The 12270-nt window shown below is 69.1% G+C and carries 12 protein-coding genes; 2 read left to right on the top strand and 10 right to left on the bottom strand.

What is annotated here, in order from left to right; genetic code table 11:
• Positions 1-23 precede the first annotated feature (23 nt).
• The 10 genes from AB0L91_RS18050 to AB0L91_RS18005 form a co-directional block, all read right to left on the bottom strand.
• Positions 24-1034, bottom strand: coding sequence for a Rieske 2Fe-2S domain-containing protein (locus tag AB0L91_RS18050; protein ID WP_365011414.1), 1011 nt, complete (start codon positions 1032-1034; stop codon positions 24-26).
• Positions 1035-1096: 62 nt separating this feature from the next.
• The gene (locus AB0L91_RS18045; protein WP_365011413.1) at positions 1097-2245 is read right to left on the bottom strand and encodes a thiolase family protein; all 1149 of its coding nucleotides are present in this window, start codon (positions 2243-2245) and stop codon (positions 1097-1099) included.
• A gap of 18 nt (positions 2246-2263) precedes the next feature.
• Positions 2264-2680, bottom strand: coding sequence for an OB-fold domain-containing protein (locus AB0L91_RS18040; protein ID WP_365011412.1), 417 nt, complete (start codon positions 2678-2680; stop codon positions 2264-2266).
• Positions 2680-3594, bottom strand: coding sequence for an alpha/beta fold hydrolase (locus AB0L91_RS18035; protein WP_365011411.1), 915 nt, complete (start codon positions 3592-3594; stop codon positions 2680-2682). Before AB0L91_RS18035 ends, AB0L91_RS18040 begins: the two co-directional genes overlap by 1 nt.
• Entirely contained in the window at positions 3591-5255 is a 1665-nt protein-coding gene (locus AB0L91_RS18030; protein WP_365011409.1) for an OB-fold domain-containing protein, read from the bottom strand. Before AB0L91_RS18030 ends, AB0L91_RS18035 begins: the two co-directional genes overlap by 4 nt.
• Before the next feature lie 20 nt (positions 5256-5275).
• Positions 5276-6478, bottom strand: a complete 1203-nt coding sequence (locus tag AB0L91_RS18025) for an acyl-CoA dehydrogenase family protein (protein WP_365011407.1) — start codon at positions 6476-6478, stop codon at positions 5276-5278.
• 15 nt (positions 6479-6493) lie between these two features.
• Complete coding sequence (locus AB0L91_RS18020) at positions 6494-7540, bottom strand: acyl-CoA dehydrogenase (RefSeq protein ID WP_365011405.1); 1047 nt, start codon at positions 7538-7540, stop codon at positions 6494-6496.
• 27 nt (positions 7541-7567) lie between these two features.
• The gene (locus AB0L91_RS18015) at positions 7568-8407 is read right to left on the bottom strand and encodes an amidohydrolase family protein (protein WP_365011404.1); all 840 of its coding nucleotides are present in this window, start codon (positions 8405-8407) and stop codon (positions 7568-7570) included.
• The gene (locus AB0L91_RS18010; protein ID WP_365011402.1) at positions 8404-10029 is read right to left on the bottom strand and encodes an AMP-binding protein; all 1626 of its coding nucleotides are present in this window, start codon (positions 10027-10029) and stop codon (positions 8404-8406) included. The genes AB0L91_RS18015 and AB0L91_RS18010 overlap by 4 nt, the downstream gene beginning before the upstream one ends.
• On the bottom strand, positions 10026-10178 hold the full coding sequence (locus AB0L91_RS18005) for a hypothetical protein (protein ID WP_365011400.1): 153 nt from the start codon (positions 10176-10178) through the stop codon (positions 10026-10028). Before AB0L91_RS18005 ends, AB0L91_RS18010 begins: the two co-directional genes overlap by 4 nt.
• A 236-nt stretch (positions 10179-10414) precedes the next feature.
• On the opposite strand from AB0L91_RS18005, the gene AB0L91_RS18000 reads away from it, so the two are divergent.
• Positions 10415-11224 carry an enoyl-CoA hydratase-related protein gene (locus AB0L91_RS18000; RefSeq protein WP_365011398.1) on the top strand — a complete coding sequence of 270 codons (810 nt, stop codon included), beginning with the start codon at positions 10415-10417 and terminating at the stop codon, positions 11222-11224.
• A gap of 45 nt (positions 11225-11269) precedes the next feature.
• Positions 11270-12270 (top strand): alcohol dehydrogenase catalytic domain-containing protein (locus tag AB0L91_RS17995; RefSeq protein ID WP_365011397.1); only part of this gene is annotated, 1001 nt, incomplete at its 3' end.

Raw genomic sequence — 12270 nt, 5'->3', positions numbered from 1 at the left:
CGGAGCCCGCAGGCACGGCGTGGTCATGTCCGCACCGGCGTATCCACCGGCGGCACGTCGTAGAACTGCTTCGCCCACTTGCGCAGGGACAGATACGGTTTGGCGTCCTTGGGCGACAGCGGCGGATGTTCCACGTATTTCTGGTACCGCCAGATGCTCAGGTCCTCCCAGACCGTGACCAGGAACTGTTTCTCCACCCGCGCCCGGACTTCCGGTGGCGGAACGTCGGAGTCGTCACCGGGGTTGCGCGGCCACCAGATCGAATAGAACAGGTCCGAGGATTCGTCGTCGACCGGGGTGGTGGCGAAGATCAGCCGATGCCGGGACGAGCCCTCGAACGCGCTGATCGAACCACCGAGACCGAACATCTGCGCGTGGATCTTCAGCGCCATCTTGTCCGGGTCGTCGCTGCGCGCGTCGGGCCAGCCGGTCAAGAACGACCAGGTGTGATCGACGGCGCTGTAGTCCAGCATCTGCGGGGTGACGGTCGCACCATGGACATACTCGAAATGCAGACTGTCCGGACCATTTTCGAGCACGACCTGCGGATGCACCGGCTCGCGTTCGGTCTTGCTCGAGAACTCCGGATAGGGCCGGTAGTAGTCGACCGGATCGGAGCCCCGTTCCGGGAACATGCGCAGGATGTCGGGCATCTCCCACGACGGCGGGTTGCCTTCGGGGTGATGCCACAGGAAGACACACCCGTTCTGTTCGTTGACCGGATAGACCTGCAGCCGCAGGCCGCGGTTGACCCGGTCTTCGCCGGGGATGTGCCGGTTCCTGCCGTCGGGGCCCCACCGCCAGCCGTGGAACGGGCACTCGACACAGTCGCCGACCACCTTGCCGCCGTGGCCGAGGTGCGCGCCCAGATGTTTGCAGTGCCCGGTGAGGATGTGCAGTTCCCCGGCCTCGTCCCGGTAGGCGACGAGATCCTCACCGAAGTAGTGCAGCGGCTTGGTCTCCCCCTGCGGGAATTCCGCGGACCAACCGACCATGAACCAGCCGGTGACTTTCCAGGTGAACGGGACTTTCACAGGGCACCTCCTGTGCCGGATGGGGTACTCGGACATTCACGGGATCGCATAGCCTGGCCCGATCAGGTCGTCACGATGGTCGCGCCCGCGGTGCCGGGCGCACCGTAGAGCAGGGCGAATCCGGCCTTCGGGCCGCCGGCGACCTGCCGCTCACCGGCGGTGCCGCGTAGTTGCAACACCAGCTCGTGCAGTTGGCGCATGCCCGAAGCGCCGATCGGTTCTCCGTTCGCGATGAGCCCCCCGTCGGTGTTCACCGGCAGTGTCCCGGAGATCTCGGTCGCCCCTTCGGCGATCAGCCGTTCCTGCTCGCCGTCGGCGCAGAAGCCCGCCTCGGCCATGTGGATGACCTCCGCGCCCGCGTCGGTGTCCTGCAACTGGACCACGTCGATGTCGGCCGGGGCGATGCCCGCGCTCTCGAATGCCGCGCGGGCGGCGAACACCGACGGCGACGCGACCTCCTGCACGGGCGCGTAGGTGGTGTTCACCTCGTAGGCACCGTACGTGCGGGTGCGTACCTCCACCGCCCGGACATAGATCGGCGTGCTGGTGAACCGGTGCGCGATGTCGGCGCGGCACATGATCACCGCGGCGGCGCCCTCGTCCGGCGCACAGAACATGTAGTGGGTCAGTGGATAGTTCAGCATGGGCGCGGCGAGGATGTCGGCCTCGGCGACCGGCTTGCGGCGGAAGGCATTCGGGTTGAGCACGCCGTTGCGGTAGTTCTTGGCGGCGACCTTGGCGAGGGTGTCCACCGAGATGCCGTGGTCGTGCAGGTAGCGGTTGGCCTTCATCCCGAAGAACTGGGTGGTCAGGTATTGACCGTTCTCGCCGTACCATTTCGGCATCCCGACCAGGGTGGGGTCGACGGTGAACGCGCCGCGTGGATGCTTGTCCATGCCGATCGCGATGCCGATGTCGTATTTGCCGAGCCGGATGGCGTCCGCACAGGCCTCGGTGGCCGACGCCGAGGTGGCGCACGCGTTGAACACGTTGGTGAACGGGATCCCGGTCAGGCCCATCAGCGACACGATGGCATCGGGGTTGGCGACCTCCCAGCTGCCGCCGACGGCGAATTGGATGTCCCGCCATTCCAGGCCGGCATCGGCCAGGGCGGCGCGGATCGCGTCGGTCCCCATCTGCATGGCGGTCTTGCCGGGAAAGCGACCGAACGGGTGCATACCCACACCGATGATCGCGACCTCGTTGGTCATCTCAGAAGTTCCTGTCCGTCAGGCGGGCTGGAAGGCGAAGGTGAGAACCTCGTTGCCTTCGGCGTCGGTACCGAGGGGGATGCTGGTCAGCACGACACTCATCCCGAATGTCAAAGTCGCCGGATCGTTCTCGGTCAGCCGCCCCTCGATCCGGATGGTGTCGCCGAGCTGGACCAGCCCGACGCCGAACGGCACGAAGGTCGCCGCGGTCTCGTCGCCGAGATACGGTGCGCCGGGCAGGAATCCCTGCGTGGTCCAGGCGACGAGGGTGCCCGTGCGCGGCAACGTGATCGGCTCGATCGCGGGCTTGCTGCAGCGCGGGCACATGTCCTGGACCGGGAACACCGCGGCGCCGCAGTCGCCGCACGATCCGGCGATCAGCTGGAAGTCCGGCTCCGGCCAGGTGGATATCTCGGGGGCGATCATTCTTTGCATCAGTCGTTCCTCTTCGTCGAATTGGTCACCAGGTCTCCGGCTCGCACCGCGCATTCCTCGACGAAGGCCAGCAGGCCGAGGTGATAGCCCGCGGCGCCGAAGCCGACGCTCATGTTGTGCCCACATCCGGCCTGTTCGTGGTTCACGACCCGGGGCGCCGCGGTGAACATCGCGGCCAGCTCGCGCACCGCGCCGGGATCGGTGCGCCACACCCGTTCGTGCTCGGCGTGGGTCAGCCGCACCGGGATCCGCACCTGCTCGGCGAGCACCGGGAAGTCCGTCGGCCACTCCCGCACGACGACGGTTTCGTACGCCGGGGTGGCCGAGGACAGGGACCGGCCGCCGAACACCTCGGGTGGATAGCCGTCCGGCGGGCTCCACAGCAGGTCCCGGATGCCGCCGGGGCGCCGGGTGCGGTGGATTTCTTCGATGACCCGGATCGCGGCGGTTTGCTTGTGCACGCCGGTGCCTGCCAGCTCGAGGCCGAGCAGGTCGTGCCCGCGGGGGTCGGCGGCCATCCGGGCCGCCAGATCGCAGCCGGCCGAGTGGCCGAGCACGAACACGCCCGCGCCGCGCGGACCGGTGCCGAGCAGCGCGTCGATCGCGGCGAAGGTGGCGTCGACCCGCTGCTGAGGTGGGTCGAAAGAGCGGTCCCACGGCGCGGATTCGCCGTAGCCGGGGCGGTCGAGCGCCAGCACGGTGAATCCCAGCCGCGCGCCGATCCGGAGCAGCGACAACCACGGCCGATCCGGCAGGTCGAAGTACTGTGCGGTGGTCGCGCCGCCGTGCAGGGCGACCACGACCGCGCGTGGGTCGGCGACCTCGGCGCACAGCGCCGAGAATCTCGTGCCTGCCACGTCGACCGTGCGGGTGGTCACCGGACCGGTGGTGGCCGGACCGTTCTCGTCACTCATGCGTCCCTCCGCAACAACATCACTCCGCTGGGGGTCAGTCCCCCGCTGCTGACGACCGCGACGCGGGCGTCCGGTATCTGTCTCTGTCCCGCCTGCCCGCGCAGCTGGGTGACCGCCTCGTGGATCAGGCCCATGCCGTGCGTGCGCCCGTGCGAGAGCTGACCGCCGTGGGTGTTGAGCGGCAGAACGCCGTCACGGGCGATATTGACGCCGCCGGCCAGGAAGTCCTTCGCCTCGCCGATGCCGCAGAAGCCGAGGGCTTCGATCCAGGACAGGCAGTTGAAGGTGAACCCGTCGTAGAGCTCGGCGACATCCACGTCGTCGGGGCGCAGGTCGGTGCGTGACCACAGGTGGGCGGCCTGGCCGAGCACCTGCGGTTCGTGGGTGAGGGTGCTCTGATCCCATTCCAGGCGCTCGGCGATCTGCGTTCCGACCGCTTCCACCAGGACGGCGGGCTGGGCCAGATCGGCCGCGGTTTCGCGCGCGGAGACGACCACGGCAACGGCGCCGTCGCAGGGGACGTCGCAGTCGTAGAGTCCGAACGGGGTGGTGATCGTGCGCGCGGACAGGTAGTCGTCCATGGTCAGCGGATCCCGGTAGATCGCGCTCGGGTCCAGCGCCGCGTTGGCGCGCTGGTTGAGCGCGATCCAGCCCAGGGTCTCCCGGTCGGTACCGTAGCGGTGGAAGTGCCGTTGCGCGGTCTGGGCCAGCAGGTGCGCGGCCGACACGGCGCCGAAGGGCACCAGCCAGGGATCGGTGATGCCGCCCGCCGGGGTGATCCGCCCGGTGCGCACGAGTTCGCCGTAGCTCGATTCCCAGACCGTGCGGAAGCACAGGACGTGCCGGGCCAGCCCGCCGGCGACGGCGAGCATGGCCGCGATCACCGATCCGCCGGGCCCGAAGGTTTCCGCGCCACCGTTGTGCCAGGTCGGGTACAGGCCGAGTGCCGATTCCACCGCGGTGACGCCGCCCTCACCGAACGGCCCGAAGTCGCCGGATCCGGGGTAGGTCGACAGTCCATCGATGTCGTCGAAGGACAGTCCCGCGTCCTGCACCGCCGCCCGGCACGCCTGCACCGTCAGCGACATCGGGTCGGCCAGGAGCCGACGGCCGATCCGGGACCGGCCGATGCCGGTGATCGCGACCCGGTCCTCGAACTTGGCCCCGGTCACCGGCCCGCGAATCCGCTCACGCAGCCGTGCCGGTTCCACCGGATCGGTGGGTAGCGCCGAAAGCGGTTGCGCCGCCGCTGGATCCGCCGGCCGGAACAGCGGCAGCCAGCTCCGGCCTGCCTGCTGGAACTCCACGACCATCCGCTGTCCCAGCGCGAGATCGGCCGGGTCGGCACCGATCACGTTGGTGGTCAGCCGAACCCGGTCGTCCTCGGCGATCGCGACCTGGGCGACGACATACGGTGCGGGCAGACCGGGCACCGTGAAGCGGTGGTTGACGGTGAATCCGATCAGCGTGGCGTACCCGGAGACCGCCTCGATGTCGAAGTCCTCGCCCCGGCAGTACCGGCACACCGGCCGCGGTGGATGCACGAGCGCGGCGCACGACCGGCACTGCCGGAAGCGCAGCAGTCCGTCGGCGCCGGAGGCCCAATAGAATTCGGTCTCCGGCGTCGTCGGCGGTGCCAGCCGCTGGATGTCCTCGGCCACGGGTACTCCCTCCGAGCCGGTCAGCTCGCCGTGGCCTTCGGCGTGGCGAGCGGTGCGTAGGTGGGCCTGCCGAGTCCGAGGACGTGCTGGGCGATCATGTTGCGGAACACCTCGAGGGTGCCGCCGTAGATGCCGCACAGCGGCGCCCATCGGAAGATGTACTCCATGCCGCCGTCGTCGGCCGCGCCCTCGGTGTCGATCGGCAGCGCGGCGGCGGGCCCGAGAATGTCCATCAGGTCCGGGGAGATGTCGCGCATGGTCTGGGCGATGGCCACCCGGCCGAACATGTGCGGCGCGGACAGGGCCGCTTCCATCCGGGCGATGCTGCGGCCCAGCCGCAACGCCACCGAGCGGTCGTCGAGCAGCCGCTGCCCACCGGGCCCCGGCTTCGCCGCGATCGCGGTGACCCGGTCGACCGAGGTCGCCATCATGGTGCCCTGGTGCACGAGGATCGACACGTCCTGCAGTCCGTCGGCTTCGGCGTCGACCACGCCGTGTTCGGTGCTGAGCGGACCCATCAGGACCGACCAGCCTTCGTTGACCGCGCCGAGGCGGTACCTGTCGTCGACCCGGACATCGCTGTAGTACACGATGTTCGTGCGGTCGCCGTCGACCGTCTTGATGCCCTGGATCTCGATGCCCGGACTGTCCAGCGGCACCAGGAACATGGTGAGGCTCTTGTGTTTACGCGCCTCGGGGTCGGTGTTGGTGATGAGGAAGACGTACTGGCAGTTGTGCGCACCGGTGGTGAACATCTTCGAGCCGTTGATCACCCACTGGTCGCCGTCGCGCACCGCCCTGGTCTTGCACATCGCGACATCGGATCCGCCCTCGGGTTCGGTGTAGCCCAGGCACAGCCGGATCTCGCCACGCTCCAGCCCCGGCAGCACTTCGGCCTGCAGTTCCGCCGAACCGTGCGAGCGCACCGAGGTCGCCACGATGGCGGTGGTGCCCCAGGTGACCCAGGGGATGTGCACCCGCCGCTTCTCCAGATCCCACAGGCGCCTGCGCAGCCTGCCGAGTCCCCCGTCGCTCTCGTCGGCGAGTTCGGCGCTCAGCCAGCCGGCCGCACCGAGGGCCAGATGGACGCCCTCGTCGAAGTTGTCGCCGGTCTCGCGATCCCGGCGCCGCACCTCGTCGGTGACGTGGGTGGTGAGGAACTCTCGTGCCCCGTCGAGGAATTCCTGATCCTCGCTGGACAGTTCGACGCGTGAGAAATCCATGTTCGTACTCCGTTTCTAGGCGGTCGCCGCGGCGAAGAGTTCGGCGACCTGCACCGCGCTGGCTCCGAGGTCACCAGCGGCCAACGGCCAGCCCCTGGCCCGGAGCAGGTAGGACGCGGCCGCCGATTCCTCGGACACGCCGAGACCGCCCTGGACGTGGGTCGCCGTGGTCGCCGCTTTCGGCGCCGCTTCGGCTATGTAGACGAAGGCCGCGGCGGGCAGACCCGGCTGCACGGTGGGTTCGTGTTCGAGGAACCAGGCCGCGCGTCGGGTCAGGTTGCGGGCGGCGTGGACGGTGATCGCGATATCGGCCAGCGGGTGCGAGATACCCTGCAGCGTCGAGATCGGCACGCCCATCGTGTAGCGGGTGGTCGCGAACTCCGCGGCGATCCGCAAGGTCTCCTCGACGAGCCCGACCAGTGCCGCCGCGGTGAGCACCCGCCATTCGTCCAGCGCGCGATCGTATTCGGCCAGGGCCGCCGCCCCCGCGGCCAGCACCGTCCGGTGGTCGGCCGCGGCGGGATCCACCCACGCCATCGGCAGTTTGCCGATGTTGGCGACCGGCGTCGGACGGGTGTCGAAGCCGAGCTCGACGATCTCCTCGCCGTCACGCACGATGATCCGGTCGGCCGCGGCGGCGGCGCCGACGAGTCGCCGCCCCGTCGCGGAATCGACGCGGGTGTCGAGCGCGACCAGGCGCTCGCCCTCGACGACGGCGCTACCTGCCGCGCCGGTCAGCGCGCCGAGGCGGGCGAGCAGCCGGGCGGCGCAGACGTGGTCGATCCACGGCACCGGAGCGAGCGCACGGCCGAGTTCCTCGGCGACCAGCGACAGGTCGACCAGCGTCGCGCCGTCACCACCGGCGGCTTCGGGCAGTGCCATCGTGGTGGCGCCGGTGGCGCACAGCTGTTCCCACAGGTCCTTGTCGAAGCCGGATTCCTCGGCGGCCCGGACGGTGTCGATCGGACTCCGCGAGCGGAAGAACTTCGCGTAGACGGCTTGGAGTTCGGTCTGGTCGGCGGACAGGGAGTAGTCCTGCCTGCGCAATTCGTAACGGTCCATTGTGGTTTGCTCCTGATTTCGCCTGCGTCAATTGCTGACGGGCCGGTCGCCGAAGAAGAATTCCTCGGCGTTGTTGTAGAGGTAGTTGTCCACCACGTCCTCGGGCAGATCCAGCGCCAGCGCCTCGGGCACCACCCGGCGCATGGCCAGGACCGGCCAGTCCGAGCCGAAGATCACCTTGTTCTTGCCCCGGGTCCGCATGAAGTGGATCAGGCTGTCCGGCAGGCGTTTCGGTGACCACGCCGAGGTCATCAAGCGCAGATTCTCGTACTTGATGAGCAGCCGGATGGCAGTGTCCCACCAGGGATCGGCGCCGTGGATCATGCACAGGCGCAGTTCAGGGAACTGGTAGCACACGCGATCGAGATAGATCGGGTTCTGCACTTCACCCGGAATCGGCGGGCCGGGAAGGCCGGTGTTCATGCACAGCGGCAGGCCCATTTCCGCGCATTTGTAGTAGAGCGGGTAATACACGGCGTCGGTGGGCGGATACCGGCCGTCGCCCCAGAAGCTGGCACCGGTGGTCGTATAGCTGACGGGCAGATCGCGCACGAGTGCCGACAGTTCCCGCAGCGACGGGACCGGGTGCAGCAGGTCGACTCCGTTGACCGCCAGGGAGAATCGGTCCGGTCGCTGTTCGACGAATTTCAGCGCGGTCGTCGACGGCTTGACCATCGAGTACATCAGCACTGCCTTCTCGACGCCTTGTTCGTCCATCTCACCGAGCAGGGCGTCGAGGTCGACCGGGGCATACATCGAGCTGCCGCCCTTGAAGTAGTCGTCGCGGACCTTGAGCATCCAGGGCGGTTGAGCCCGTTCGCCGAAGTGCACATTGACCAGGCAGTCGTTGACCTTGCGTTCGCTCATGCTCCGATTCCTTCCGCGGTTTCCTCGACCGCCCGCTGCATGGCCCACCGGTAGTCCGGCTTTCCATTGCCGAGTCGCCGGATCTCCTCCACGAAGATCACCGCTTTGGGGACCTTGAATCCGGCCAGGCGCGACCGGCACAGGTCGCGCAGCGCCGCCGCGATGTCGTCGCCCGGGGTGTCCGTGCACGCCAGTGCGACCACTTCGTTTCCCCAGGTGGCGCTGGGGCGTCCGACGACCAGCGCGTCGCGGATGTCCGGGTGGGCGCGCAGGACCTCCTCGACTTCCTCGACGAACACCTTCTCGCCACCGGTGTTCACGACCAGGGCGTCGCGCCCGAGCAGTCGCAGCGTCCCGTCGGCGTCGACGGTGGCCCGGTCCCCGGGCACCGCGGTGCGCACGCCGCCGATCTCGGGGAAGGTGCGTTCGGTGGCCTCGCGGTCCTGGAAGTAGCCCAGCGGCACCCGGCCGGTCCGGGCCGCCCAGCCGACCTCGGTCTCCCCCGGCGTCAGGAAACGGGTGAGGTCGTGCGACACCGCGGTGCCGCCCGGCATGGGGGCGAAGGTGTCGACCTCGTTGCCGCGGGTACTGCGGCCGAAGCCCATTCCCCCGGTTTCGGAGGATCCGTAGCCTTCGACGATGTAGGCGTGCGGCAGCAGCTCGAGCAGGTCGTGCCGGTGCACCGGGTTCGTCGCCGCGCCGCCGGTGCCGATCGCCAGCAGTGCCGACAGGTCGTAGTCGCCGGCGCGCAACGCGCGGACCAGTGGTCCGGCGTAGGCGTCGCCGACGATGGTCATGAGCGCGGCCCGCTCGGCCTCGGCGATCCGCAGGGCGTTCGCGGCGTCGAAGCGCTCGCGATCGTCGTAGAGCACCACGGTCTGCCCGGCCAGCAGGCCCGCGAACGAGGTCCAGATGCCGGCCGCGTGCGACAGTGGCGATACCGCGAACCACACGTGCCCGGTCATCCGCGCCAGCTCGTGCAGTCCGTCCGGTGAGTCGTGATCGGCGCCGTTCATGGACGAGACGTACATGTCGCCCTGCCGCCAGAGCACACCTTTGGGCCTGCCAGTGGTCCCGCCGGTGCACAGCATGACCAGGTCGTCGGGCGAGGTCTCGATCACCGGTTCCGGGCGGCCGACGGTCACCGCGTTCTCGTATCCGGTCGCGCCGGCGATCTCCGGGACCCGGCTGCCGTCCTCGACCGAGATCAGCAGGTCCACGCCCTCGGGCATCGCCTCGGCGACGACGGGCCCGAACGAGCGGTGGTAGACGATGCCGCGGGGCCGCAGGTAGGCCAGCAGGTCGCGGATCTCGTGGACGGTGTAGTGGTGGTTGATATTGACCGGCACCACACGGGCTTTCAGGCAGCCGAGCATCACGTCGAGGTACTGGTCGTTGCGCAGGACGAGCGCGATGCGGTCCTGGCCGCACTCCCACCGGTCGAGCTCGGTCCGTTCGGTGTGCACGCCGAATCCCCGGCCCGCGAGGAAGTTCGCGAATCGGCGGGTGCGCAGCGCCGTGTCGCCGAAGCTACGGCGCCGTTCGCCGCAGACCGTGGCCGTGCGGTCGGGTACCGCCGCGGCGATCTCGTCGAAGACCGCGCTGATCGTCCACTCGCTCACCGCGGCACTCCGCTGCCGACGTCACCGGATACGCCGGCGCCGGCGCCGTCCGGCACGGCCCGCGGCGATCGCCCGTCGGAGGTGAGGGCGGTGAGCGGCTCGTAATACTGGGTGCCGACGTCGATCGCCGAACAGCTGAGCGCGGTCATCAACATCCTCTCGTGTCGCGGGGTCGCTTCGACATGTGGCCACCGGTGTCGATCCACCGCGTCCCGGTGGCCGCACGACGTACCGCAGCTCGAATAGATATGACTACTGTATACGTAACAGTAGGGACGAAAGCAAGGAATCGGGCCGCAAAACCCGAACACCCTCCAGTCAGAACGGTATCGTTTACAGTAACTACGACAGTAACCGTGAAGTGTTGATCGGAAGGTGACAGCGGGTGGCAGGCGAAGACGAGGACACGGGCAGGGTCGAGGTGACCCGCGACGGGCCGGTACTGCGCCTGAGGCTGCATCGGCGCACCCGGCGTAATGCCTTGTCCCCCGGCATGATCGATACCTTGACCACGGCACTGACCGACGCCGCCACGGACGAGCAGCTGCGCGTCGTCCACCTCGGTGGCGCGGGCGAGCACTTCTGCGCCGGTGTCGACTGGGTCTCGACCAACGACGCCGGACGCAGGCCGCCCGCCGGCGATCTGGTCCGCCGGATCCCCCACACCGCCCACCGCGTGATCGAACTCCTGCACACCTGTCACCTGCCCGTGGTGTGCACCGTCCGGGGATGGGCGGCCGGGCTCGGGTGCAATCTGGCCCTGGCCGCCGATTTCACCCTCGCCGACACCAACGCGGTGTTCTGGGAACCCTTCCTGCCGCGCGGATTCAGCCCGGATTCGGGCGCCACCTGGCTGCTGCCCCGGCTCATCGGGCTCGCCCGGGCGAAACGCATGCTGCTGCTCGGGGAGAAGGTGTCCGCCACCGAGGCCGCGGACTGGGGCCTGATCCACGCCACCTCCGCACCGGCCGACCTCGACGAGGTCGCCGCCGAGCTGCTCGACCGGCTGGCGAACGCGCCGACGGTCGCGCTGGGCCTGGCCAAGCAGGCCGTCCACCGCAACCTCGGGACCGGGCTCGCCGAGGCCATGGACAACGAGCTCTACGCGCTCGAACTCGCCTGCCGTACCGCGGATTTCAAGGAGGGTCTGGCGGCGTTCCGGCAGCGCCGCGCCCCGGATTTCCAGGGCCGCTGACCCGGCCGACCACACATCCCCGCCCGACTCGACGAAGAAGGTCCGATGAAAACCAAAGGCGCACTGATCCGGGACCGGCACCAGGCGTGGTCGATCGAGGATATCGAGATCGGCGACCCGCGGGCCGGTGAGGTCAAGATCCGGATGGAGACGGCCGGATTGTGCGATGCCGACCACCATCTGGCGACCGGGGACCTCGACCTGGCCGGTTTCCCCGTCCTGGGTGGGCACGAAGGCGCGGGCGTCGTCGTCGAGGTCGGCGACGGCGTCGACGATCTGCGGGTCGGCGACCACGTGGCGATGTCGTTCGTGCCCTCCTGCGGCGTCTGCCCGCCGTGCCGGGCCGGTCTGTGCAATCTGTGCGACCTCGGCGCGGGTCTGCTCGGCGGTGCCGCCGTCTCCGACGGCAGTTTCCGGGTCACCGCCGGTGGCCGCGATGTCTATCCGATGGCCCTGGTGGGGGCGTTCGCGCCCTATGCCGTCGTGCATCGCGCCTCGGTGGTCAAGATCGACCCCTCGATCCCGTTCGAGGTCGCCTGTCTCGTCGGCTGCGGCATCACCACCGGCTACGGATCGGCGGTGCACACCGCACGGATCCAGCCCGGTGACGATGTCGCCATCGTCGGCCTGGCGGGGGCGGGGGCGTCCACGCTGCAAGGCGCGGTGCTGTCGGGCGCCGGCCGGGTGTTCGTCGTCGATCCGGTCGCCTGGAAGCGTGCGCAGGCCGAGAAGCTCGGCGCCACCGCGGTTTTCCCGGACCTCGCGACCGCCACCACGGCGATCGCCGACGCGACCGCGGGACGCATGTGCCACAAGGTGATCGCGTCGATGAGCCGCCGCGACGGCCACGATCCGGAGGCGTGGCTGAACCTGACCGCGCGAACGGGCACCTGTGTCCTCACCGCCATGGGTCCCACCATGGCCGGCGAGGCCACCCTCACGTTGTCGATGCGCGCCTTGCTACAGAAGAACATCCAGGCCACCCTGTTCGGCGGCGGCAACCCGCACGAGGACATCCTCGAGGTGCTCGCGCTGCACAAACTCGG

Origin of the sequence: Nocardia sp. NPDC051833, assembly GCF_040681225.1 — a bacterium.
GTDB lineage: Bacteria > Actinomycetota > Actinomycetes > Mycobacteriales > Mycobacteriaceae > Nocardia.
The sequence above is the reverse complement of the archived record's forward strand: the minus strand, read 5'-3'. Positions and strand labels throughout refer to the sequence as shown.